Origin of the sequence: Parafilimonas sp., from assembly GCF_047606085.1 — a bacterium.
Taxonomy (GTDB): Bacteria; Bacteroidota; Bacteroidia; order Chitinophagales; family Chitinophagaceae; genus Parafilimonas.
Window position 1 is genome coordinate 1 of the sequence record NZ_JASGEX010000115.1, and the last position, 23804, is coordinate 23804.

General features: G+C 41.3%; 25 protein-coding genes. 13 read left to right on the forward strand and 12 right to left on the reverse strand.

Going from position 1 to position 23804, the window contains the following annotated elements; genetic code table 11:
* Positions 1-274 precede the first annotated feature (274 nt).
* From QM629_RS09990 to QM629_RS10005, 4 genes are all read left to right on the forward strand, one after another.
* Entirely contained in the window at positions 275-727 is a 453-nt protein-coding gene (locus tag QM629_RS09990) for a hypothetical protein (protein WP_415159720.1), read from the forward strand.
* A 127-nt stretch (positions 728-854) separates the two neighbouring features.
* Positions 855-1307, forward strand: a complete 453-nt coding sequence (locus QM629_RS09995; RefSeq protein WP_415159721.1) for a HipA family kinase — start codon at positions 855-857, stop codon at positions 1305-1307.
* A gap of 81 nt (positions 1308-1388) precedes the next feature.
* Complete coding sequence (locus tag QM629_RS10000) at positions 1389-3917, forward strand: hypothetical protein (RefSeq protein ID WP_415159722.1); 2529 nt, start codon at positions 1389-1391, stop codon at positions 3915-3917.
* 39 nt (positions 3918-3956) lie between these two features.
* Complete coding sequence (locus tag QM629_RS10005; RefSeq protein WP_415159723.1) at positions 3957-4388, forward strand: acyl-CoA thioesterase; 432 nt, start codon at positions 3957-3959, stop codon at positions 4386-4388.
* A 17-nt stretch (positions 4389-4405) separates the two neighbouring features.
* Here QM629_RS10005 and QM629_RS10010 read toward each other — a convergent pair whose 3' ends face one another.
* Positions 4406-4813 (reverse strand): DUF4293 domain-containing protein, encoded by a 408-nt coding sequence (locus QM629_RS10010; protein ID WP_415159724.1) that lies wholly within the window; start codon positions 4811-4813, stop codon positions 4406-4408.
* 111 nt (positions 4814-4924) lie between these two features.
* Here QM629_RS10010 and ffh point away from each other — a divergent pair, with 111 nt between their 5' ends.
* The 3 genes from ffh to rimM all read left to right on the forward strand — a co-directional run bounded on the left by ffh (position 4925) and on the right by rimM (position 7672).
* On the forward strand, positions 4925-6247 hold the full coding sequence (gene ffh, locus QM629_RS10015; protein WP_415159725.1) for a signal recognition particle protein: 1323 nt from the start codon (positions 4925-4927) through the stop codon (positions 6245-6247).
* Positions 6248-6501: 254 nt separating this feature from the next.
* Entirely contained in the window at positions 6502-6939 is a 438-nt protein-coding gene (gene rpsP, locus QM629_RS10020) for a 30S ribosomal protein S16 (protein WP_415159726.1), read from the forward strand.
* 214 nt (positions 6940-7153) lie between these two features.
* Positions 7154-7672: a ribosome maturation factor RimM gene (gene rimM, locus QM629_RS10025; RefSeq protein ID WP_415159727.1), complete on the forward strand. Its 519-nt coding sequence runs from the start codon at positions 7154-7156 to the stop codon at positions 7670-7672.
* A 254-nt stretch (positions 7673-7926) separates the two neighbouring features.
* On the opposite strand, the gene atpC is transcribed toward rimM, so the two are convergent.
* The 10 genes from atpC to QM629_RS10075 form a co-directional block, all read right to left on the reverse strand.
* Positions 7927-8175 (reverse strand): ATP synthase F1 subunit epsilon, encoded by a 249-nt coding sequence (gene atpC, locus QM629_RS10030; RefSeq protein ID WP_415159728.1) that lies wholly within the window; start codon positions 8173-8175, stop codon positions 7927-7929.
* Between the two features lie 87 nt (positions 8176-8262).
* On the reverse strand, positions 8263-9765 hold the full coding sequence (atpD, locus tag QM629_RS10035; RefSeq protein WP_415159729.1) for a F0F1 ATP synthase subunit beta: 1503 nt from the start codon (positions 9763-9765) through the stop codon (positions 8263-8265).
* A gap of 157 nt (positions 9766-9922) precedes the next feature.
* Positions 9923-10267 (reverse strand): translation initiation factor, encoded by a 345-nt coding sequence (locus QM629_RS10040; RefSeq protein ID WP_415159730.1) that lies wholly within the window; start codon positions 10265-10267, stop codon positions 9923-9925.
* 17 nt (positions 10268-10284) lie between these two features.
* Positions 10285-11142 carry a carboxylating nicotinate-nucleotide diphosphorylase gene (gene nadC, locus QM629_RS10045; RefSeq protein WP_415159731.1) on the reverse strand — a complete coding sequence of 286 codons (858 nt, stop codon included), beginning with the start codon at positions 11140-11142 and terminating at the stop codon, positions 10285-10287.
* A gap of 4 nt (positions 11143-11146) precedes the next feature.
* Entirely contained in the window at positions 11147-12244 is a 1098-nt protein-coding gene (locus QM629_RS10050; protein WP_415159732.1) for a DUF695 domain-containing protein, read from the reverse strand.
* Between the two features lie 161 nt (positions 12245-12405).
* Positions 12406-12720, reverse strand: a complete 315-nt coding sequence (locus QM629_RS10055) for a rhodanese-like domain-containing protein (RefSeq protein ID WP_415159733.1) — start codon at positions 12718-12720, stop codon at positions 12406-12408.
* Positions 12721-13036: 316 nt separating this feature from the next.
* Entirely contained in the window at positions 13037-13864 is an 828-nt protein-coding gene (locus QM629_RS10060; RefSeq protein WP_415159734.1) for a PASTA domain-containing protein, read from the reverse strand.
* Between the two features lie 20 nt (positions 13865-13884).
* Positions 13885-14868, reverse strand: a complete 984-nt coding sequence (locus tag QM629_RS10065; protein WP_415159735.1) for a D-alanine--D-alanine ligase — start codon at positions 14866-14868, stop codon at positions 13885-13887.
* Positions 14869-15027: 159 nt separating this feature from the next.
* Positions 15028-15837: a universal stress protein gene (locus QM629_RS10070; RefSeq protein WP_415159736.1), complete on the reverse strand. Its 810-nt coding sequence runs from the start codon at positions 15835-15837 to the stop codon at positions 15028-15030.
* A gap of 272 nt (positions 15838-16109) precedes the next feature.
* The gene (locus QM629_RS10075; protein ID WP_415159737.1) at positions 16110-16490 is read right to left on the reverse strand and encodes a hypothetical protein; all 381 of its coding nucleotides are present in this window, start codon (positions 16488-16490) and stop codon (positions 16110-16112) included.
* Positions 16491-16599: 109 nt separating this feature from the next.
* Between QM629_RS10075 and QM629_RS10080 the strand changes: the two genes are divergently transcribed.
* Both QM629_RS10080 and QM629_RS10085 read left to right on the forward strand, forming a co-directional pair.
* Positions 16600-18003 (forward strand): MBL fold metallo-hydrolase RNA specificity domain-containing protein, encoded by a 1404-nt coding sequence (locus tag QM629_RS10080; RefSeq protein ID WP_415159738.1) that lies wholly within the window; start codon positions 16600-16602, stop codon positions 18001-18003.
* 178 nt (positions 18004-18181) lie between these two features.
* On the forward strand, positions 18182-18901 hold the full coding sequence (locus QM629_RS10085) for a hypothetical protein (protein ID WP_415159739.1): 720 nt from the start codon (positions 18182-18184) through the stop codon (positions 18899-18901).
* A 179-nt stretch (positions 18902-19080) separates the two neighbouring features.
* Here the strand turns inward: QM629_RS10085 and ahcY are convergent, their stop codons facing one another.
* Positions 19081-20406 (reverse strand): adenosylhomocysteinase, encoded by a 1326-nt coding sequence (gene ahcY / locus QM629_RS10090; RefSeq protein WP_415159740.1) that lies wholly within the window; start codon positions 20404-20406, stop codon positions 19081-19083.
* A gap of 115 nt (positions 20407-20521) precedes the next feature.
* On the opposite strand from ahcY, the gene QM629_RS10095 reads away from it, so the two are divergent.
* The 4 genes from QM629_RS10095 to QM629_RS10110 all read left to right on the forward strand — a co-directional run.
* Positions 20522-21046, forward strand: a complete 525-nt coding sequence (locus tag QM629_RS10095) for an Lrp/AsnC family transcriptional regulator (protein WP_415159741.1) — start codon at positions 20522-20524, stop codon at positions 21044-21046.
* Positions 21047-21109: 63 nt separating this feature from the next.
* The gene (locus QM629_RS10100) at positions 21110-21667 is read left to right on the forward strand and encodes a Uma2 family endonuclease (protein WP_415159742.1); all 558 of its coding nucleotides are present in this window, start codon (positions 21110-21112) and stop codon (positions 21665-21667) included.
* A 491-nt stretch (positions 21668-22158) separates the two neighbouring features.
* Entirely contained in the window at positions 22159-23319 is a 1161-nt protein-coding gene (locus tag QM629_RS10105) for a hypothetical protein (protein ID WP_415159743.1), read from the forward strand.
* A 213-nt stretch (positions 23320-23532) separates the two neighbouring features.
* Positions 23533-23804 (forward strand): hypothetical protein (locus QM629_RS10110; protein ID WP_415159744.1); only part of this gene is annotated, 272 nt, incomplete at its 3' end.

Here is a 23804-nt window from a genome sequence, read left to right on the forward strand (position 1 = left end):
ACTTGGGCTAAAGCCCATTGTGCAGGGGATTCAGATATATAACCCCAGGCTTAAGCCTGGGGTTAGTAAAAAACAGGCACATAAAGGGCTTTAGCCCGGGAGAAAATATTTTAGTCGGACAACAATGGTTGATAAACGTAAAAAATAAGCGGGCTATAGCCAACATGTGCATTTGTACCTGGCTGGCATAGCCCTGTTGCCATGCCTTCACAAATGCTGAACCGTTGGCGGCAGGCAAGCCACAGCACTCCAACAAACAACGAAAATTATAAAAATGGACGACAGGTTTTATATGACAAACAGGCAAAAACTTTTGTTTATGGTTGAAGAGTTACATAACCGAGGTTTTGGAAAGTTGCGAGTAATTCCATCGTTATCCCCATCGGGAGTGCATTGGCGTTGCAGTTTCATTGACGAAACAAAAGAACATAGATGTATTGCTTCTAATTGGATTTACGGCTACGAAAAAGAAAAATCAGGAGAAGAAATTAAACTAACAACGCAGGAATTGGCGGACCTGTTCGTAAAAGAAAATTTTGAATTTATTGAACATTGTAAAGGCGAAAATGAAGCATATACAAAATGGTATAGCAGCATATTGGCACAACTAAAAAAAGGCGAGCTGCCTTATGCATTTGCAGATTGGGAAATGCCAAAAGGAATTTGGAGAACATCAGAAGGGAATGATATAAAAACACTGCCAGGCGAAGAGAAATACTATTTTTAAAAACATCGACGCAAAACGGGAAAACAGAAAATTAAAAATTACTGCCGTTTCCCGCCTAATATTCCTGCATTGGCCTTTCTGTTCATTCCCTTTACTATAATTTAGCCGTTTATCAATTATACAGTAAATGCCGCCATCTGCTTTTGATATACGAACCGTAAATGTAATGCGCTACGTGGTGCCGCTGCGCGAAGGCGGCTCATTGCCCGCAATAGCCGAAGCCGATGATGGGTTTATGTACGTAGTGAAATTTAAAGGCGCGGGCCAGGGAAAGAAAGCGTTAATAGCAGAGCTGATTGGCGGGCTGCTGGCAAAAGCGCTCGGGCTCAAAGTGCCGGAAATTGTTTTTGCTCAGCTCGACGCTGCGTTTGGCCGCACGGAGCCCGATGAAGAAATACAGGATCTCTTAAAAGCCAGCACGGGCTTAAATATAGCGCTGCATTATCTTTCCGGCGCTGTTACGTTCGATGCTGCCGTTACTGCGATTGGTGTTGTAAAAAGACTGGTTCAGTCTGTAATAACACAGTGCCCGGGATGGCGCTACCGGTCAGACGCTTTGAAGCGTCTGACCGCGTATTAATCAGGCCAACCTGTTAATACCGAAAATTGTAGCGCAAGCAACCGTAAAATACCTGGCAGGATTTTTTTACAACAATAACTTATGAGAAATTTTTATCTCCTTTTTTCATCGTTTTTTACCTGCATTGCCACCTGTAATTTTGTTTTTGCCCAAACGGCTGTTGATACAGTTCCCGGCTATCAAAAAATAATCCCCGGCCCGGAATACAAAGCGTCCGGCTTTAAGCGCTGGCTTTGGGGCAATAATTACAGGGATGTGTGGACAACGCCCGTAACCTTGCCATTGTTTTATCCCGACAGTTCCAGGCAGGGGCATGTAACCCTTACGCCGGGCATCATCAATCAAAATCTTAACCTGCATATACAAAACGGCGCAAACAAAGATTACCTGATAAGGCCTGTAAATAAAACTTTGGGGAAAAATCTGCCCGTGCTTTTTCGCAAAACATTTATTGAGCAAAGATTAACAGATGGCGGCTCGGCTTCCAACCCTTACGGCGGGGCGCCGGTACCGGTGCTGGCCAGGGCCGCCGGCGTTTATTCAGCCGGCATAAGCTATGGCTACGCCCCATCGCCACCCAAGTTTGGTGATTATGATACCCTGTTTGGCGATAAATTTTTTGTATTTGAAGAAATTGCGCCCGGCAATGCAGAAAGTTACATCACTACCGCAGCACTGCTTGATACATTAAACAACAATACGGGTATTCGCATAGACAATAAAGCGCTGGTTAAGGCCCGGCTGTTTGATATGTTTCTAAACGACTGGAACAGGCCTGGTCAAAACTGGCTTTGGGGCAAAAAAATAACCGGCGGTAAAACAGTATATGTGCCCCTGCCCGTAAACCGCGACCAGGCGCTTTCTAATTACGATGGCTTATTGTTTGGCGCCGGCATAGCGGCCGGAGATTTAAACTATTTTCAGAAATTTAAAAATAATATCCCGAATGTTATCTTCTTCAACCAGCGGGAAAGAAATTTTGACCGGCGTTTGCTTAACCAGGCAGGTTTGCAGGAATGGCAAGATGCCGCAAAAGATTTACAGCAATCTTTAACCGATAAAATAATTCAAGAAGCGGTTAAACAATTTCCACCTGAAGTATATGCACAAACCGGCAATACAATAACCGCAGTGCTCAGGGAAAGGCGCAGGCATATTGCGGAATGGGCAAATGAATATTATCATTTTATATCGAAGAAAGTACAGGTAACCGGTTCTGCCGGCAATGACAGGTTTGAAGTGCATCGCATTAATAACAAAGAAGTATCGCTGCAGGTTTTTGGAGCAAATGACAACACGCCTTTTTATTCAAGAACATTTGAATATGCAGAAACAAAAGAAATAAGATTGTTTGGATTAAGCGGTAATGATACGTACCGCATTTCGGGCAATGGTAAAAGCCGTATCGGCATTAAAATAAGCGATGGCATAAACAATGATTCGGTGATTGATCTGTCTTCGCTCCGTAAAAAAAACAAACGCATCATTGTTTACGCAAAAGATGGCGTTAAAACAAACAACGCCAGCAGCATTCATATAAACCATGATACTACGAACCGCACTTACCATTATGATTGGTTTCGTTATAACAGGAAAGGCTTGTCGCCCTTTCTTTTTTACAGCCTGGAAGACAGGCTGCATGCAGGCTTTTCGTACAGAATATTGCGTAATAAATGGGACAGGCGCCCGTTTGCCTCGCTGCAAAGGCTTAGCCTGCATTATTCGATAATGGAGGGAGCGCCCAGTTTAACCTACAAAGGCTTGTTTCCAAGGCTTGTATTAGGTTCTCATTTAACCTTGCTTGCCAATTATGATTTTATACGCTGGCAGTTTTATTTTGGCCCTGGCAATAATACCAGCTTTGACAAAAATGAAACGCTGAAATATTATACAGCAAGAACGAGGCAATGGATATTGAAACCGCAGCTTACAAAAGTTATCGGCAACAGCACCATTAATGTATATGGCAGTTTGCAGGGCATAAAGGTTATTGATGATTCTTCAAGGTTTATCATGAAGCCAGGCATGAATACAACCGGTTATAACTGGCAAACCTATACAGGTGCAGGCATAAGCTATAGTTTTCAATATCTAAACGATGCAATTGTGCCAACAAAAGGTTTTTATATAGATGCTTCGGCCGCCGGCGAACAAAATATAAATAACCCCGCCAGCCATTATATGAAATATGCGGGCAACGCTTATTTCTATATTCCATTAACATCGAAGTTTTCTTTCAATATCCGCGCCGGCGCATCAACAGTTACCGGCAACCCTGGGTTTTACCAGATGGCATCTATTGGCGGCACAATCTTCAGGGGCAGTGCAATGGACAGGTTTCGTGGCAAAACGGCTTTTTATAATACCAACGACCTTCGTTTTATTGCGCCTTTTCATTCCTGGTTTTTTAATGGCAAAGCGGGCGTGTTTGCTTTTTGTGATAATGGCAGGGTCTGGCTTCCGGGTGAACAATCAAATGCCTGGCATGTGGCGTATGGCGGCGGCTTAATTATTTCCCCGTTTAATCTGTTATATCTGGACGCCAGCCTTGGTTTTTATAAAAATGAATTTAGTGTACAGGTGCGCACCACATTTCCTTTACCGATGTAACGCGTCTTCCACTTTCCATTTCTTATTTATCTTCAATGCATGAATTATATAAAACAAGCTGAATTAAGATGGAGCGATCTTGATCCCAATTTCCATCTTCGCCATTCCGTTTATTATGATTTGGGCGCTTATTGCCGTATCAGTTTTTTGTTTGATAACGGCATAACGGAAGAAGTAATGCGCCGGCATTTTATCGGGCCTGTTTTGTTTCGTGAAGAATGCTTTTTTAAAAGGGAAATAAAATTTGGTGATGCCATAAGCATATCCCTTACACTGAAATCTGTATCAGCCGATTTCAGGAAATTCTCCATGCAGCATGAAATATTTAAAAATGAAAATGAGCCTGCCGCATTATTGATTATTGACGGTGCATGGATGGATACGGTAAAAAGAAAAATAGTAGCGCCGCCGCAAATTATTATTGATACATTAAACGCCATTCCGAAAACGGAAGATTACACGATAAGATAATGTACGTTGCTGTTTATCTACCGCAGCCTGTCCATACTCCTCACCAGCTTTTGATCTCGGTAAATGCCCTGCGCTGCAAAGAATAAAAATACAGGTATTACAAAAGCAAATACAGAAGTTAAAGTAAGGTTGCTGCTGGGATAATCTTTTTTATAATTGAAATAAAGCAGGATGTTGCAAACACTTATTACCAAAGCAAGTATGGTTAACCAAAGCTGCAGCTTCCTCTGCTTGAAAATGAAGATTGTAAACAGGCAAAGCGTTCCTAAAATTGCTGTAATTATCAGCAAAATCATATTGGTGGTTGCATTAAACTCGCCAAAATTTATTAAGGCGTTCGCGCCTACGAAAAAAGGAAATTTCATAGTGAGGAAGGCAAACGCTGAAGCCAGCAACAGCCAAACAGATTGTATTCTTTGTATCATGTGTTGATGTTTAAAATCAATTCAAAAATAAAGCTAAGTAAGAAGCCGTAAAGTAAATGATAATGGCGCTTATTTTTCGTGCTATATATTTGCAATCCTTAAAAAATATCTATGTTCAATAATCTTACCGAAAGGCTCGAAAGCGCTTTTAAGAATTTAAAAGGTGAAGCAAGAATAAACGACCTGAATATTGCCAATACGGTAAAAGATATCCGCCGCGCTTTAATTGATGCCGACGTTAACTACAAAATTGCCAAAGAATTTACTGACAGGGTTAAGGAAAAAGCAACCGGCGAAAAAGTAATCAACGCCATCAGCCCCGGCCAGTTAATGGTAAAAATTGTACAGGATGAGTTAACAGAGCTCATGGGCGGCACAGAAGCAGAATTTAATATAACAGGCAATCCCGCCGTTGTGTTAATTGCCGGTTTACAAGGTAGCGGCAAAACCACTTTCAGCGGGAAACTGGCGAATTATTTAAAAAGCCAGAAAAAATCACCTTTGCTGGTGGCAGCAGATATTTACCGCCCTGCCGCCATTGACCAGTTAAAAGTATTGGGTGAACAGATTAATGTAGAAGTTTACAGCGAGCCTGAAACAAAAGACGCTGTTGCTATTGCACAAAATGCGCTTAAAGAAGCCAAAACAAAGAACAAGAATGTTGTAATCATAGATACAGCCGGCCGCCTCGCCATTGATGAAGCCATGATGACCGAGGTAGCCAATATAAAAGCAGCAGTTAATCCAACCGAAATATTGTTCGTGGTTGACTCCATGACAGGCCAGGACGCCGTGAACACAGCCAAAGCCTTTAACGACCGGCTCGATTTTACCGGCGTTGTATTGACCAAGCTCGATGGCGATACGCGTGGTGGAGCGGCATTGTCTATTAAATACACGGTAAACAAACCCATAAAATTTGTAAGCAGCGGCGAAAAATTAGATACGCTTGATGTTTTCTATCCTGATCGTATGGCCCAGCGTATTCTTGGTATGGGCGACATTACTTCACTGGTAGAAAAAGCGCAGGCGCAGTTTGATGAAGAACAAGCCAGGAAACTGGAAAAGAAGATCCGCAAAAACCAGTTTGATTTCCAGGATTTTTACGACCAGTTGCAGCAAATAAAAAAGATGGGCAACCTGAAAGACCTGATGGGCATGATACCCGGCGTGGGCAAAGCGATAAAAGATGTGGATATAAGCGACGATGCCTTTAAAGGTGTGGAAGCCATCATCAATTCCATGACGCCTTATGAGCGGGCCAATCCTGATGTTATTAACCAAAGCCGCCGCAGCCGCTTGTCGAAAGGTTCCGGCAAATCCATAGACGATGTGAATGCTTTTATGAAGCAGTTTGAGCAGATGAAACAGATGATGAAGATGATGAATAAAATGCCCATGGGCGGCATGCGCATGCCCGGTATGCGCCGCTAAATATTTTTTGCACAGAGGAAGCAGCGCTAACGGAGCAAGCCAAAAACCCGTCTCTGTTCCCTCCTTTTCTCTGTGCGATATTTTCTTTTTACACCTCTTTCATTTTATGCTCTCAAAATGCCGGTGTTTGCCGCTGATTAAAAAAAAATTAATTTTTCCATACAGCGTTTTTCAATTCATTATTTATCTCTTACATTCGCAGTCCATTATTCATTTAAACCTTTTGAAAAAAGGCCTTTAAATTTCTATTTAAAATGGCAGTAAAAATCAGACTTCAAAGACACGGAAGTAAAAAGAGACCTTTTTACTTTATCGTAATAGCCGATGCCCGTGCACCCCGTGATGGAAAATTTATCCAGAAAATCGGAACCTACAATCCGCTAACTGTTCCTGCAACAATCCAGTTAGACCGTCAAAAAGCATTAGAATGGTTGCACAAAGGTGCTGAGCCAACAGATACTGTTCGCCGCATCCTGTCCTTTAAAGGAGTGCTCTATTTAAAACACTTATTACGCGGTGTAAAACTTGGCCTGTTCGACGAGGCTGCAGCCATGCAAAAGTTCCAGAAATGGCATGAAGAACACGAAGTTCATGTTAAGCGTCGCAGCGATGAGCACAAGCGAGCAAGAATTGCCGCACGCCCGCAAACTTCTGCAAAAAGGACACAAACGCCCGATTCAGCAGAAGCATAAGCCACACACGGAAAAAATTTTCTTAAAATCCCGTTAGCAACAGCGGGATTTTTTTATTTTGACAACCGGTAAATTAACGCTGGCTAAGCACAATGGAGCCTTGCACCTGAAGCGGGATCACTCGCTTGCCTGACGGTAGGCAGGTACTGCATAGTTGAATGGCAGCGCAGGGTTGCACACTCAATCAGCCAGATTAAATCTTATATCATTCATTTTGAGCGAGCATATTCATATAGGAAAATTAGCCGCCACACATGGCGTGCAGGGCGAGCTGGTATTAAAGCATGTTTTAGGCAAAAAAACCAACTTCAAAAATGCATCGGTCATTTTTATCGAAAAAATAAGAGGGGAACACCTTCCCTATTTTCATGAAAGAAGCATCATAAAGAATGATGCAGAAACCATCATAAAACTGGAAGGTATTAACACCAGGGAGGCTGCCCGCCTTTTACTGCAGAAAAAAGTATGGCTTGCCAAAGCAGACTTTGACGGCCTTGTGAGTAAATCCGCGCCGGTGAACCTTATCGGCTTCAGCGTTTTTAATAACGACGAAAGCTTAGGTTTGGTGGAATCTGTAATTGAACAGCCGCAACAGGTTTTATTGCAATTAACCATGCAGGGCAAAGAAGCGCTTATTCCCATAAACGAATCAACGCTTTTAAAAATTGACCGGAAGAAAAAGGAAGTGTATGTAAGCCTGCCCGACGGGCTATTAGAAATTTACCTGGAATAGATTGAGATTTCAAACAGAAAGCCGTTTTAACTGTTGGTCAGCCCAATTGAATCAGCTTAAATAAAATTGAATTAAAACGTCTATTATTTCAGGCTTTTCAGTTATCGGCTGCGGTGTTTTTACAGGTGGATGGCTCATTGGTTTCATGTTTTAGATTATGAATAAAATACAGTTTGCATCAGGAACAACTCCCAATAACAAAAAACCCTCCAAAAGAGGGTTATTGTTATTATTTTTTTCCTGCTGAACCAATTTTATTCCGTAGCGCCTTCCACCAAAACCGTGGTTTTATTATCCAGCACTTCAGCAAAACCGCTTTCAATTGTATAACTGGAAACTTCTGTTTTTGTTTTCAGCACTTTTATTTTGCCCTTGCCAAGCTCCGCTACAAGCGGTGCATGTTTTTCCAATACTTCAAAAGAGCCTTCAATGCCCGGCAACTGTACGCCGTAAACATCGCCGCTATATAATTTTGTTTCAGGTGTTAATATTTCTAAAGTCATACCCCTGTCCCCTAAAGGGGAATTATTTTTTAAGTTGAAAAATAAAAGAACGCAGCCTTACACCCCGCCGCGGCGGAGATAGGGGCTTTATCCCTTTGCCTGTTCAATCAGTTTCTTGCCTTTTTCAATAGCGTCTTCAATGGTGCCCACCAGGTTAAAGGCGGCTTCAGGATATTCATCCACTTCTCCGTCCATAATCATATTGAAACCGCGAATGGTATCTTCAATGCTTACAAACACCCCTTTCAAACCGGTAAAGGCTTCTGCCACATGGAATGGCTGTGAAAGGAAGCGCTGTACGCGGCGCGCACGGCTTACCGTAAGCTTATCATCTTCACTCAACTCGTCCATACCAAGAATCGCAATAATATCCTGCAATTCTTTATAACGCTGCAAAATCAATTTAACCCTGTTGGCAGTTTCATAATGCTTATCACCCACAATGGCCGGTGTAAGAATTCTGGAAGTAGAATCCAGCGGGTCAACAGCAGGATAAATACCCAGATCCGCAATTTTACGGCTTAATACGGTTGTGGCATCCAGGTGGGCAAAAGTTGTAGCCGGAGCCGGATCGGTTAAGTCATCCGCAGGCACGTAAACTGCCTGTACAGATGTAATGGAACCATTTCTTGTAGAAGTGATCCTCTCCTGCATCAAACCCATTTCTGTAGCCAGTGTGGGCTGGTAACCCACGGCTGAAGGCATACGGCCTAACAGCGCAGATACTTCGGAACCGGCCTGCGTGAAACGGAAGATATTATCTACGAAGAAAAGAATATCTCTGCCTTTTCCGGTGCCATCGCCATCGCGGAAGTATTCGGCAATGGTTAAACCGCTAAGCGCCACGCGGGCACGGGCGCCGGGCGGTTCGTTCATCTGGCCAAACACGAAGGTTGCGCGGGATTCTTTCAAACCATCCATATCCACTTTGCTCAAATCCCATCCGCCTTCTTCCATGCTGTGTTTAAAACCATCCCCGTATTTCATAATACCGGCTTCGATCATTTCACGCAGCAGGTCATTCCCTTCACGGGTTCTTTCGCCCACGCCTGCAAATACGGATAAACCACCGTAACCCTTGGCAATATTATTAATCAATTCCTGGATCAGCACGGTTTTACCTACACCGGCGCCGCCAAACAAACCGATCTTACCGCCTTTTGCATAAGGCTCAATAAGGTCAATAACTTTAATACCGGTAAAAAGCACCTCGGTAGCTGTGGAAAGGTTTTCAAAAGCCGGCGGCAATGCATGAATGGGGCGGCCATTTTTCTTGTCAACTGCAGGCAAACCGTCAATGGGGTCGCCGGTTACATTAAATAAGCGGCCATGAATGGCTTCACCCGTAGGCATTGCTATAGCTTTGCCGGTATCAACAACATCTGTTCCGCGAACCAGGCCTTCTGTTCCGTCCATTGCAATGGTACGAACGCTGTCTTCACCCAAATGTTGCTGCACTTCAAGCACTAATTTGTCACCGTTAGAACGTGTTAATTCAAGGGCATTATAAATTTCCGGCAGTGAACCGTCAGGAAAATGTACGTCAACCACCGCACCGATTATTTGTTTAACCTTACCTGTGTTGGCCATAAGAAAAGTATGCTTTTAAATTTTGCGCAAAAGTAAGGGTTATGGCGTAAGAAAACCGAATAATAGTTACCAATTCTGGTTTTAGTTTTTGCCTGCTGTATAAAAAATGTTTAAAATTTACAGGCAGATAACAAAGCCACTTTTAAAAAGCAGGCCTTTATATTTTCTTCGACTGTTTATACCCGTTCTTCAACAGCCATTGCAGTATCTTCTCCCGGTGATCGCCCTGGATGATAATTTCCCCATCCTTTGCGCTGCCACCGGTACCGCAAAGGTTCTTTAATTTTTTGCCAAGGTCTTCAAGATTATCTTCCGAGCCAATAAAACCTGTTACCAAACTCACCGTTTTGCCGCCGCGATGTTTGGTTTCCAGCTTTATTCTTAATTTTTGTTGGGCGGCAGGCAGGGTCTCCCAGGCTTCGTTGCCCGCCGGCCGGAAAGAAAAATCCGGATTGGTACTGTACACAAACCCCTGCGCGTCTGGTTTATTCTTCTTGCTCATTATGTTCAAAATTGTGACTATACCACAGCCTTGAGGCTAAGGTCTAAGCTTTGCGCCTGGTGAATTAGCCCGCCAACGCTTACATACTCAACTCCGGTTGCGGCGTAAGATTCAATATTATCCAGGTTAATACCGCCGCTGGCTTCTGTTTCAAAATCATCTTTAACAATGGCCAGAGCTTCCTTTACCCGGCCCGGCGTGAAGTTATCAAGCATTATCCGGAATACCCTGCCCCTCCCCACCATGCAAACCTGCTTTACGTCTTCAAGGCTTCTTGCTTCCACTTCTATTTTCAGGCCCGGCTTTTTTGTTTGCACATATTGCCAGGCTTTTTCAATGGCATTTTCAATGCCGCCCGCATAGTCAATATGATTGTCTTTCAGCATAATCATATCAAACAGGCCTAAGCGGTGGTTAACGCCGCCGCCGATGCGCACCGCTTCTTTTTCCAATAAACGAAAATTAGGCGTTGTTTTCCGGGTGTCTAATATCCTGGTTTTATAACCTTTTAGTTTTTCCGCATATTGATGCGTAAGCGTTGCAATGCCGCTCATTCTTTGCATGCAGTTCAGCACCAGCCTTTCGCATTTTAATATGGTATGAATATGCGCCTCTGCTTCAAAGGCCTTTTCGCCGGTGCGCATGGCTTCACCATCTTTTTTGTATATGCAGAAAGCGGAAGCAGGTTCTGCATATACAAAAATTTGCTGCGCAATATCCACGCCGGCTAAAATGCCGTCCTGCTTTATTTTTAATACGGCCCTGCCTTTTTGTTCAGGCGGGATGCAGCTTAAAGTGGAATGGTCGCCATCGCCAACATCTTCGGCAAGCGCTTCTCTAATTAAGTGTTGCAACTGTTCGTTAAAAGATCGCATGAACTTATTTAGTCTCTTTAAAACGGTCAAATGACCGCCAGTATTTGTCTTTATAAATATTGTAGGATATTTCGAATTTATCGGCAAAATCTTCTTTTACCTTATCAAAAACTATAGAAGGCTTGCGGAAATCTTTGCAGGCAAAATAAATTTCCCTGGTGTCTTCAGCCGTTTGCCTTCCCACATTTAAATAACCATCATGACATTTAAGATGATCACAGATTTTCTCTTCTATCATGTTGAGCATTACAGATGTTGCTTTGTCGGGCATTCCATGATTATGCTCACTTTTGTATTTTATTCCAAACGCACCAATCCAGGGATGGGATGCCTTTCTGTCCCATTCCAGCAAATCCATATTCATGGTTGCAATTAAAAAACTGCCGTTTTTTAATTGGGCTTTCAGGGTAGCATATTGATCATTTTGCGTATTGCGGCGAACGTCATCATATTTTTCCACAAATTCCTTTTCGCGCCATTTTAAATAGGTTCTTAATTTTTCTACGGGTATCAGCTTTCGGGTTGCCGAACGCTTGCCAGTCACTTTCAGGTTATCAATTGTAACAGCAAAATTCAGTTCCCCAATATACTTATCAAGAAAAGTATGAACGCCGTTTGTAATTGCCTGCCGGTTATCGTCAGTAAAATCTTCATGCACCACCACAATATCTATTTCATCAGGATATTCAGGACGCTCGTTTACGTAGAACCATATATTTTCACTTTTAAAAGTATAGCCCGACATGTCTATTGCAATATCCTTTATATCAATCGCGGGTTTTAATGCCGTAAATTTCCATCCTTTTATTTTTGGGGCGGCCTTTACCAGTTCTTCAACAAAAGCAATATTTTTTATTACGCCATTGGCGGTTAATATTAATTCAACGGTAGTGCTGCTGTTCATGCCGGTAAGATAATGTATCTCTTTTCCTAACTCATGCAGCTTAGCCGAAAGCGGGTTGACCACAACTTCTTCAATATGGCTTTTATTTTTTATTACAGCATGAAATTCCTTTTCATTTTTTTGAAACCAATTCCAGAAATTTTGGTATACGCCTGAAGGCTGGAACTTTTTGAAAAAAATATTTTTTAGTGCCCACATGGTTTAAGGTTTAGAATTCAGGTCAAAAATATTTCAGAAGCCAAACAGTATGATGCATACAATCGTTTGTGGCTAAATTACAATAATTCCCGATTACAATACAGCCGAACGCAAAAGTATTTACAACCTGCCGGCAGTTTCGCAAAAAAAAGGCAAACCGATTACCGGCCTGCGCCAAAATTCTGTTGCCAGGCAAGCATGCCTCCTGTAAGGTTTTTTACATTTTCAAATCCAAGCTGCTCAAGTATCATGGCAGCCTGGCCGCTGCGGTTGCCGCTTCTGCAATACACAACCACTTCATCGTTTTTCCAGCCATCAACCGGTTCGGTTTGCATATTGCGCACTTCGCCAAGCGGTAATAAAACACCGCCAATATTAAATTCTGCGTTTTCGTTAGGCTCACGAACATCCAGGAGATGAATTTTCTCCCCTGCATCAAGACGTTCTTTTAATTCCTGTACTGTTATAGTTTGCATATCTACGATTTTTCTTATTGAACTTGTTTAAACCTTATTGTGAACTACATAGTTATCTATATTTTTAAATAGTTGATAGGAAAGAAGTATAAAGGGTACTGTCTTAAAAAGCCGGTTGGAAGATACGCCATGAAGCCCCAAATGCACAAAGTTTGATGTAAAAGCTTAATTTTTTTCGTATCTTAGTTATTTGTGGCAACAGGTTACTTTTAAACAGTCTCCCTATAATTCCCTAAACATATAGCACCGGTTTTAATGCCTGATTCTAAGTAATTTCCATGCATCTGTGTGTTTATTTAAAAAAGTGCAAACAAGTTTATTGGTTATCAGGCGCCGGCTGCGGTGTTGTTGAATCTTTTCCCGGGGGCACCGCGCTTATCCATATATCCATCATTTGCCCTGCGCGAATGCGGTTATTCACCGTTTCACCGCTTGGCAACAATGTTGTTGGCTCAGGGTTTTGGCGAACAATATATGCATTGGCCGTATCTGCAACTGCGCCATCGGTAAGCACCACGCCTATGCCGATATTATCACCTGATAAATACTCTTTTGCCTGGGACACGGTAAGGCCAACCAGGCTGGGAACGGCAAGCTGGGTATCGCCAAGCCCATTACCGAGCACCAGGTCTATGGCTGTGCTCATGGGAACTTTGGCGCCCGGATTTACCGTTTTGCCATTCAGCAACTGGTCTTTTACTGCATTGCGTGCAATATCCGGCGTATAGCTGATATTGCCGGACTTAAGGCCCAGGCTCTCCAGGAACATTTGTGCGCTTTTATAAGAAAAGCCCCTAAGATCGGGCATTTCGATCAACGGAGGCGTGGCCCGGTTTACAGTAAGATAAATAGTGCGGTTTGTTTTTACCACATCCTCACCTTCCGGCGATTGCTTAACTACAGTAAGCGGCGCAATAGAATCTATATAAACGGAATCCTGAACGGCCACCTGGAATTTCTTCTGTTTTAAGAGATCGGCTGCCTCCGCTAATTTTTTTCCTGTTATGTCAGGCACGGCTACCGATTCATTATGTTTTGTAATTGATCCCAATGAAAAGAAAAATGCAAAAATAATCAATACAAGCAGCGCAATGGCCACTAACAGGTTTACAAAAAAAGAACGTTGCGTTATGAATTTAAACATTAAGGTTTGTTTCAAATTAATTAATCCCAGCATTCTTCAATGAGCGCTGTGTAAAACTGCTCAAGCGTCCATCCCATTGCCTTTACCTGCTGCGGAATAAGGCTGGCCGCACTTTGACCGGGCACTGTATTTACTTCCAGCATAAATGGCTCGCCCTTTTCTTCATTGTAAATAAAATCTATTCTAACCACACCGCGGCAATTTAATACAGAATAAACTTTGCGGGCAGCAGCCTGCACTTTTTCAATGATGGCAGGGTCTGCCTGCGCCGGTGTAACCTCTTCACTCAATCCTTTATATTTCGCCTCAAAATCAAAGAAATCTTTCTTGGTTTTTATTTCGGTGATCGGCAATGTAATTATTTCGCCTTTTGTTTTAAACACGCCAATGGTAAATTCCCTGCCTTCAATAAATTCCTCAATCAATACCTGGTCATCTTCGTTAAATGCTTTTTGCAAAGCCACGCCAATTTCTTCAGAAGGCTGGTTTACTTTGCTCATTCCTATGCTGGAGCCGCCATTGTTTGGCTTTACAAATACAGGGAGCTCCAATTTATTGATTATATCCTGCTCATCAATAACATCGTTCCTGAAAATATGCAGGGAGCGGGCAACATTTACGCCCGCAAAACCTGCAACAGCAACCGTATAACGCTTATTGAAAGTTAAGGCAGAAGTAGCAGCATCGCAGGTGGTGTAAGGCAGGCCGATGCAATCAAAATAGCCCTGCAGTTTTCCATCTTCGCCGGGCGTGCCGTGAATGCACATTAATACGCCGTCAAAATTTATTTTTTCATGGTTGATGGTTATGGAAAAATCATTTTTATCAATACGTATTTTTTCGCCATTCTTATCTTCATAAAACCATCCTTCAGGATTTATATCAATAAGATATACGTCATACTTATTCCTGTCAACATTATTATTTACGGTTACCGCGCTTTGATAGCTTATTTCGGCTTCGCGGCTATAGCCGCCTGTAAGCAATGCAATTTTTTTCTTCATAGCTTTTATATCAAACGCAAAGAAATAGAAAAAAAGCACAAGCGAGGAATTAATAGCTTTTATGAATTCAAGGTTGCATCCCTGAAAACCGGCTATTGTTTCGGATTGGCCATTGGAGCTGAGCACAAAGCTGCGATAAGTTACGGGAAGAGGGCATAATTAATGCAGCACCATTATTGGCATTCCGGGATGCAGTATCATTCGTTTTGACTGGCTGATATGAAACAGGTTTTCAAGGAAACTGTATTCTTTTGGTTGCAGTATCACCAGGTCAATCTTATATTCATCAGCAAAAGCCTCAATGCCTTTTACAACGTCATCATTTTCTATAATATGAAAATCTGTTTCATTCAGCATTAAACCGGCGGGCAGCAATAAAGCGTTTACCACATCCTTCCCATTAAAATTCCGGTCTCTGTTTATATGTACTACATGCAGGGTTGCATCAAAACTTTCCTGCACATATTTTATACGGGCAGCCGGAATAGTGCCAACATCTTTAAGATCGCAGGCATAAGCTATAGAAGCAATTTTGTTCCATGTTTTGTGTTTGGGCACAATCATAACAGGACAGCGCAGTTTTTTTGTTGCATTCCAGCTCCTGCTGTCAAGAAAAAAACGGTTCACTGTATTCAATTCATCATGCGTGCCCATTACCACAGCAAATGGGTCTGCCATTTTACTCAGGCCGCTCAATTCTTTTTCCAGCCTGCCCACAGATAAATATTTTTTTATGGAGAGCTTTTTATTCGTTCTCAGCAGCAATTGCGCTTCAAGCTTATCAAGCCGTTCATCTGTATTTTCATCAATCAGGGCATCCACTATACCAGCTTCACTGTAAGCATATATATACTCGTTTACGTGCATAATTATCAATTGTGCATGCAAAGCTATTGACATGTCTGCCGCATAATTAACCGCATTCACAGAAACTTCTGAAAAATCCGTGGGCGCTATAATCGTCTTCATGCCATATAATTTAAAATTAGTGCTGTTCCAGGCCCGCTGCAAACCAACATAAAATTTTTCAGGCCAAAATTACACAAAGCAGACATGAAAAATTTCAAGGGTTCCTCCTGGCAAAAAACAATAATAATTTACAGGAGAAATTTATACAACGGATACATGAAACTGGTAGCACAATTATATTCCAATGTCAATTATAGTGCACCGTCTGGTATTGGGCAAAGCAATACTGTTAGCAGTTTTACTGCAGGCATCCATCAAAAAAAATTTTGCAATCAGTTTGATGAGTTAGCTGCAATATGCAGGGCAAAAGCAGCAATGGCCGTGTCTTTCAAAAGATTGATCAATGAAAGCTGCCTGTATTCATCGCTGCTGCCATTAAGGTAATTAGGAAGATGAATAGTGAGCACAAAAACAAACAGCAATACAGCCAGTAAATAGGCGGCAAGCTTTACCCTTTTGTTGGTAACAAATGCAATTGCAGCAAGAATAAATGCAGCACCCGGAATATATACCCATAAATTACCTGCGCCCGGCAAAAAGGCAGGCACATAAGCTAAAAGATTTTGGGGATAAATAAAATGGTAAATTCCGAATACTGCCATTACCAGGGCCAATAAAATAATGGCGAAACGTGAGATTGATTGTTCGTTCATAATGGCAATTTTTAGAGTATCAAGTTACGAACTTTATTCTGCACTTAACAAAATATCTTTCATTTAAATATTATGGGCGCTTATCTTTAAATAAATTAATGAAAGTTGTATGAAGATTACTTTTCATGGCGCTGCAAGAACGGTTACCGGTTCCAAACATCTTATCACCTTAAATAATGGCAAAAAAATATTGCTTGACTGCGGCATGTTTCAGGGGCTGGGCAAAGATACATTTGCACTTAACAACAGCTTTGGTTTTGATGCCGCTTCTGTAAATTACCTGTTATTATCACATGCACATATTGACCATAGCGGCCTTATTCCCAAGCTTGTAAAAGAAGGTTTTAATGGCAGGATATATTGCACGCCTGCTACAAAAGACCTTTCTGCCGTGCTGCTTATGGACAGCGCCGAAATTCAGCGGGACGATACAGGTTATACCAACAAAAAAAGAATACAAAAAGGGCTTGAGCCTTATAACCCTTTGTATGATACAGCCAACGTGCAGCAGGCAATGCCTCTGTTCACTACGGTTAATTACAACAACTGGTTTACTATTGATGAAGGCATTAAGGTATTATATACCGATACCGGCCACATTACCGGCGCGGCGGCCGTGCATGTGCGCATAACAGAAAACGGCCTTACCAAACAAATATCATTCAGCGGCGATGTGGGAAGGTACAATGATATGATCCTGCGCAAGCCGGAAACCTTTCCGCAGGCCGGTTACATCATTACTGAAAGCACGTATGGCAATAGTTTGCATCAGCGCATCACAAATACAGCAGATGATTTTTATGAATGGATTGAAACAACATGCATACACAAAAAGGGGAAGCTGATTATTCCTGCATTCAGCGTAGGGCGCACACAGGAATTGTTATACCTGTTAAACGAATTAAGCCTCGAAGGCCGGCTAAAGGGCATTCCTGTTTTTGTTGACAGCCCGTTAAGCTATGAGGCCACCGCCGTAGTAAAACAGCATCCCGAAAACTTCAACATCAATATACAAAATCTTTTAAAAAGGAATGACGACCCTTTTGCCTTTCCTGAATTAAAATTTATTGAGAACGTTGATGAAAGTAAAAGCCTGAATGACGATCACCGCCCGATGATAATTATTGCAGCCAGCGGCATGGCGGATGCAGGCCGCATAAAACATCATATAAAAAACAATATAGACGATAATAAAAACACTATCCTTATTGTTGGCTATTGCGAGCCCGGCTCTCTCGGCGGCGCTTTAATGAATAATGTAAAGCGTGTAAGGATTTTCAGCGAAGAATACAACGTTATCGCCCAGGTAGGCGTTATGCGCAGCATGAGCGCACACGGCGACTACAACGACCTGCTGCAATTTTTAAAATGCCAGCAGCCGGAAGCAGTAAGTAAAGTATTTGTTGTGCATGGCGAATATAATGTGCAGGTTGATTTCAGGGAGAAACTGCTTAGCGCCGGTTTTAAAAATGTATTTATACCGGCCCTGCACCAGGAGTTTGCACTGGATTGAATATTTCAGCAATTTAAAAGTGATCAACAATTTGAGGCAACCCTAACTTATATTTTGTATTTATAGAATTTATACAGAAATTGTACGCATGCGCTTTTCGCATTAAACCAACCGGGTCGAGCAGCATCTTAACCAAAACTGTTATTATACAATTTAGGATTATTAAAACTCAAGGCGTATGAAATCGTTATCAGAAACATGGTTTGCAGATGGGTATATTGATTTTGAATTGAAGAAATATACGCTGCTTGCTTATTTACAGGAGGTGAATAAGTATTTTGATGCACATAAATTATACCCGCAACTGGCAGATGTAATATTTCATTATAACAACCTGGTTGCTTTCCGGCAGAACAAAAAATTCCTGCAGGAACAGTTCCCTAAAAAGCTTACCGGCATCCAGTTGCAAAAACTGCAATTGCTGTATGAGCAAATGATGGATGATGATGAGGTGATGCAGCAGCTGGAAGAAATTATTTTTTATGCGGCTCGGGAAATGCGAGCCACCATCAATAGCGGCACCGAATTATACGAAATGATTGAAGATAAGCTGAAGATATCGCCGGTTGGCATCATTCCTTTGGAACAGCATGAAGGTTATTTCTTTCTCAGCAGCACCTTATCGCTTACAAGAGTATATCAATACCGTTTAAGCATTTATGAAAAGCATGATGAAAAATTCCGCAGCATACGCACTGAATTTATTGATACCTGGTACCGCAGCTTTGCAAATACATTCGAGCATATAAAAACAGAATTGATGCGCAACCGTTCACAGTTGCCCAATCCCGCTGTTTATGCCATTGAAGCCGATATTAGCTTGCCGGTAGAAGAAACATTATTGCCCATTGCAAAGAGAAGTTTGGTGCGGTATATATCTTGGGGTTCACAAGTTTAAATGTTCACGTGTTCACAAGTTTTATCTGTTTAACGTTTTAAGTTGAATGTTGGTTTCAGTTAAGCGGCGGGAAATAACTTTACACACTTAACTATAAAATAAAAATCCGAGACACTGTCTCGGATTTTTATTTTATAACCCGTGAACAAGTAAACTTGTAAACTCGTGAACTTTAAAGACTAATACCTGTACATGTCAGGCTTAAACGGCCCGTTCTGCGGAATGCCCAGGTATTCTGACTGTGCCGTTGTTAATTCATCTAATTCAACACCAATTTTCTTTAAATGTAAACGGGCTACTTTTTCATCCAGATGTTTGGGCAGCACATACACTTTATTCTCGTATTTATCTGCATGGTTCCATAATTCAATCTGCGCCAGCACCTGGTTGGTAAATGAATTGCTCATCACGAATGAAGGATGGCCTGTTGCACAACCTAAATTCACCAAACGGCCTTCAGCCAAAAGAATTACATCATGGCCCTCTACTGTATATAAATCAACCTGCGGCTTAATTTCAACCCTGGTGTTACCATAATTTTCGTTCAGCCAGGCAACATCAATTTCAATATCAAAATGGCCAATGTTGCAAACAATGGCTTTATCTTTCATTAATTTAAAATGCTCGCCGGTGATTAAATCGCGGCAGCCGGAAGCGGTAACAATAATATCAGCTTCTTTTACGGCGTCAATCATCTTCTTCACTTCATAGCCATCCATTGCAGCCTGCAAGGCGCAGATAGGATCAATTTCTGTAACGATCACACGGCAACCGGCGCCACGCAGGGAAGCGGCAGAGCCTTTGCCCACATCTCCATAACCACCTACAACAGCTACTTTGCCGGCCATCATCACATCTGTTGCACGGCGAATGGCATCCACCAAACTTTCTTTACAGCCATACTTGTTATCAAACTTGGATTTGGTAACAGAATCATTGATGTTGATGGCAGGGATCGGCAATGTGCCTTTCGCCATTCTTTCATACAGGCGGTGCACACCAGTTGTTGTTTCTTCGCTTAAGCCTTTAATGTTCCGGATAAGCTCAGGGTATTTATCAAATACGATGTTGGTAAGATCACCACCATCATCCAGGATCATATTCAACGGGCGGTCTGTGCTGCCAAAGAACAAAGTTTGCTCAATGCACCAATCGGCTTCTTGCAGCGTTTCGCCTTTCCATGCAAACACGCCAATACCTGCAGCAGCAATGGCAGCCGCAGCATGATCCTGTGTGGAGAAGATGTTGCAGGAGCTCCATTTAACTTCAGCGCCCAATTCAATCAGCGTTTCAATTAAAACGGCTGTTTGAATGGTCATGTGCAAGCATCCGGCAATACGTGCGCCTTTCAAAGGTTTGCTTTCGCCGTATTCTGCGCGAAGCGCCATTAAGCCCGGCATTTCGGCTTCGGCTAATTTTATTTCCTTGCGGCCCCATTCGGCAAGCGAAATATCTTTCACTTTATAGGGCAGGGCCAGGTCAATGTTTTTTGTTACTGCTGACATATTTAAAATTTGAAAGGCAAAAGTAAAAATTCAGGATAGAATAATGTTTAATCATTTATTTTTGGAATGAAATTAACTTATACCACTTTTATACAGAATAAACCCATAGTTTATAATGGCCAAAGCAGCTAAAAAAGAACAATCCACTATTTTGGAAACCCCCGGGGGTTTAAAGCAAAGCGCTTATACAATTGATGAAAAAGACCTTGCCATCCTGAAATTATTACAGCACAATGCCCGCATAACAATAAAGGAAATTTCAGATAAAATCCATCTCAGCACAACGCCCGTGCATGAGCGCATCAAGCGCATGGAAGACGCTGGCATTATCAAACAATACGGAACGCTGGTTGACCATTCAAAAGTGAAGAAGGGTTTAATGGTTATCTGCTATGTATCGCTACGGCAGCATAGTAAAAATGCGGGCATACAATTTATTAAGTTAATTCAAAGCCTGCCTGAAATAGTGGAATGTTACAGTATTTCAGGTGAGTTTGATTTTATGCTGAAAGTGATGGCGGAGAACATGGATGCCTATTACGATTTTCATGTAAACAAATTAAGCCAGGAAGAAAATATCGGGCATGTGCAAAGTGTTTTTGTAATGGGCATTATAAAGCAGACGCATGTGCTGGTATAATTGCCCCCCGGGGTTTAACAGATTTATTTAAAAAATTGTAAATTTGGTAAAACAGGCGTTAATATGAGAAATGCTGTGAATGATAAGATATATACTGTTGAAGAGTATATTCAATATGAGCTGAAATCTGACCGGAGGCATGAATTTATCAACGGACAACTTTTTGAAATGCCGGGCGAAAAAGATATAAATAACCAAATTGGGTTTCTGATAGCTATGATGCTATATGGCTTTTTAAAAGATAAGGGTTATGAAATTTATAACCATGATGTAAAAGTGGCTATTCCTGATGGCAGAAAATTTTATTATCCTGATGTATTTGCTACGAAAGAGGAAAAAAGCCCTAACAATCAATATATAAAATATAGACCCGAAATAATTGTGGAAGTGGTTTCCGAATCAACACAGGTTACAGATTATGTTGACAAGTATATTGACTATACCAAAATCGCTTCACTTCGTTATTACATTATTATCGAGCCTGAAACAGTACTAATTACTGTTTACGAAAAAGATGAAACAGGCAATTGGTTTGCCCGTAAATACACTAATATTAATGATGTAGTTAAACTTGAAAAACTGCAAATAGAAATTTTAGTAAAGGATATTTACCAGGGATAAAACAGGCATTTATCCGGATTTATTTCTTCACGGCTTTGCTTGCGCTAATTAATGCCATTAACCTATTGTAAAGTTTTATTGCTTTTGAAAATACACTTCCGGTAAAATGATTTTTATTTCTTTTCCTGTATCTTCTTTTCTCCAGAAAAGTATAAAGTTTGCTTTTGAACCACATAGCCAACATAAGGATTTCACATACATAAAAGAGTGAACAAAAATCCGGGAACTTGAAGAATTGTTAGACCGGACAAAAAGAGAATTGAACTTGCTTAATACGCTGGTATGGCCATTCTTTGTTTTTGCTAAAAGCGGAAAGAGTATTACTGGTAATCGTGCTTTGCAGTATGTATATACAATCCTGTATTCAATTAAGTTTCGCGCGGGAAAATTATTTTATTATCCATAATTATTGTAAACCCTGGGGTTTACAATAATGCCGGTTTTATTAAACGATTGCATCCGTTCAATTATATTTGAGCCTTTTAATAGCAATGCAGTTAAAAAGATGTATAAGATTCCTGATAAGCCTATGTATTGCATGCTGTTTCAGTATTCAATCCTTTTCTCAACCCAATATCACCATTGATTATCTCCTCAACCGCATCGAAACGCATCAGCTAAAGCACGATAACTATTTCATAGAAGGCGTTTTTCCCTCCTACATTAATGCCGCCCGAAAATTTAAAATAAAAAAGGAAGACAACACCATCTTCTACAACACGCTTATTGCTTATGTTTTAAAAGACAATTACAACCAATTTTCTCCGGTACAAAAAATCATCTGCGACAGCATTATTGCAGGAAGCAACCGCGCAGCAGTATTTTTTAAAAACAAAACCCGCAACACGTATAATTTTTGGCGCACAGATACGGCAATAAGATTTAATTATAGCTGGTGGCTGCCTGTATTTAAAGGCCGCAGCGCTTTGCCGGATGATATGGACGATACCGTGCTTGGCTTTTTAATGAACAATCAAAACAAAGATTCTGCAGAAGCACTGCACCGGTTTATGCAAGCCTATATTAATAACGCTCCGCCTTTAAAAACAACCTATAAAATTTATGCTTATGACAGCGCTTATTCAACATGGTTTGGGAAAAAGTTTCCCGTTGTGTTTGATGTAAGCGTACTGTGCAATGTGCTCAGTTTTGTTCAGCAATATAACCTGCAATGGACAAAAGCCGACAGCGCATCACTTCAACATATTGTTACTGCCATTCAAAGAAATGATATTGTAAAACATCCCGCTTTTATTTCACCTTATTATGCCAATACATCCATCATTTTGTATCACATTGCAAGGCTGATGAGCATAAAACCAATAAATGAGCTGGAGATCATTAAGCCGCAATTAATTCAAATTGCAAATAATCGTTTGCAGGCAACCAGTAACATGCTTGAGAAAATAATGTTGTTATCCGCTTTGATAAAATGGGGTCAACAACCGCCGCCATTGCATATCAGCGAAGGTGATCTGAAAAAGATGGAACAAAATAACCTGCCTTTTTTTATTGGCAATATTCCATCTTATTTTAAACGTGGTATGAAAGGAAAGTTTATTAATCTGCGTTTATTAATGTATAATCACTATTGCCCTGCCTGGAACGATTGTTTATTGCTTGAATATTTATTACTAAGTAATAGCCTGTAGGGCTATTAAACTATACAGAAGGAGGTTTAACTGTCATTGGCACGACAGGAGAATTGAAAATCATTGAGACGATTAAAAATAATTATAAACGAAATAAATTTCTGCTTTATTTTGAATTGATAACTGTGCAGAGATGTCTCGTTACCTCGACATGACGTGCAAAGAACACTATTAATAAGAGCATAAAATAGGACTTATATTGTATATTTGTGAATGCAAAAAAAAGATGGCAGGCATAGAACAGCTTCAGCCCAGGCAACTATACGGGAGCAGGTAATAGATTACTTGAAAAAAAGACGTGGCACCCAGGGTGAAGCTGCGGCAGTATTTGGGCTTCATATTCGATCGGTGAACAGAATGTGGTACAAATACAGAATGGGGGGAAGCCGTGGTATTCAATCCAGGAAACGCGGCGTTCAGGGAGGCAGGAAGATTACGGGTAAACAGGCTGCGGAAGTACGCCGGTTAGTAAAAGATAAACTACC

Coding starts and splice junctions, on each gene's coding strand:
- QM629_RS10105 (WP_415159743.1), top strand. CDS start 22,159: ATGCAGTTAAAAAGATGTATAAGATTCCTGATAAGCCTATGTATTGCA.
- ffh (WP_415159725.1), top strand. CDS start 4,925: ATGTTCAATAATCTTACCGAAAGGCTCGAAAGCGCTTTTAAGAATTTA.
- QM629_RS10080 (WP_415159738.1), top strand. CDS start 16,600: ATGAAGATTACTTTTCATGGCGCTGCAAGAACGGTTACCGGTTCCAAA.
- QM629_RS10050 (WP_415159732.1), bottom strand. CDS start 12,244: ATGTGGGCACTAAAAAATATTTTTTTCAAAAAGTTCCAGCCTTCAGGC.
- QM629_RS10055 (WP_415159733.1), bottom strand. CDS start 12,720: ATGCAAACTATAACAGTACAGGAATTAAAAGAACGTCTTGATGCAGGG.
- QM629_RS09995 (WP_415159721.1), top strand. CDS start 855: ATGCCGCCATCTGCTTTTGATATACGAACCGTAAATGTAATGCGCTAC.
- atpC (WP_415159728.1), bottom strand. CDS start 8,175: ATGACTTTAGAAATATTAACACCTGAAACAAAATTATATAGCGGCGAT.
- QM629_RS10065 (WP_415159735.1), bottom strand. CDS start 14,868: ATGAAGAAAAAAATTGCATTGCTTACAGGCGGCTATAGCCGCGAAGCC.
- atpD (WP_415159729.1), bottom strand. CDS start 9,765: ATGGCCAACACAGGTAAGGTTAAACAAATAATCGGTGCGGTGGTTGAC.
- QM629_RS10100 (WP_415159742.1), top strand. CDS start 21,110: ATGAGAAATGCTGTGAATGATAAGATATATACTGTTGAAGAGTATATT.
- QM629_RS10040 (WP_415159730.1), bottom strand. CDS start 10,267: ATGAGCAAGAAGAATAAACCAGACGCGCAGGGGTTTGTGTACAGTACC.
- QM629_RS10010 (WP_415159724.1), bottom strand. CDS start 4,813: ATGATACAAAGAATACAATCTGTTTGGCTGTTGCTGGCTTCAGCGTTT.
- QM629_RS10060 (WP_415159734.1), bottom strand. CDS start 13,864: ATGTTTAAATTCATAACGCAACGTTCTTTTTTTGTAAACCTGTTAGTG.
- QM629_RS10005 (WP_415159723.1), top strand. CDS start 3,957: ATGAATTATATAAAACAAGCTGAATTAAGATGGAGCGATCTTGATCCC.
- QM629_RS10000 (WP_415159722.1), top strand. CDS start 1,389: ATGAGAAATTTTTATCTCCTTTTTTCATCGTTTTTTACCTGCATTGCC.
- nadC (WP_415159731.1), bottom strand. CDS start 11,142: ATGCGATCTTTTAACGAACAGTTGCAACACTTAATTAGAGAAGCGCTT.
- QM629_RS10075 (WP_415159737.1), bottom strand. CDS start 16,490: ATGAACGAACAATCAATCTCACGTTTCGCCATTATTTTATTGGCCCTG.
- rpsP (WP_415159726.1), top strand. CDS start 6,502: ATGGCAGTAAAAATCAGACTTCAAAGACACGGAAGTAAAAAGAGACCT.
- QM629_RS09990 (WP_415159720.1), top strand. CDS start 275: ATGGACGACAGGTTTTATATGACAAACAGGCAAAAACTTTTGTTTATG.
- QM629_RS10085 (WP_415159739.1), top strand. CDS start 18,182: ATGAAATCGTTATCAGAAACATGGTTTGCAGATGGGTATATTGATTTT.
- QM629_RS10095 (WP_415159741.1), top strand. CDS start 20,522: ATGGCCAAAGCAGCTAAAAAAGAACAATCCACTATTTTGGAAACCCCC.
- ahcY (WP_415159740.1), bottom strand. CDS start 20,406: ATGTCAGCAGTAACAAAAAACATTGACCTGGCCCTGCCCTATAAAGTG.
- QM629_RS10070 (WP_415159736.1), bottom strand. CDS start 15,837: ATGAAGACGATTATAGCGCCCACGGATTTTTCAGAAGTTTCTGTGAAT.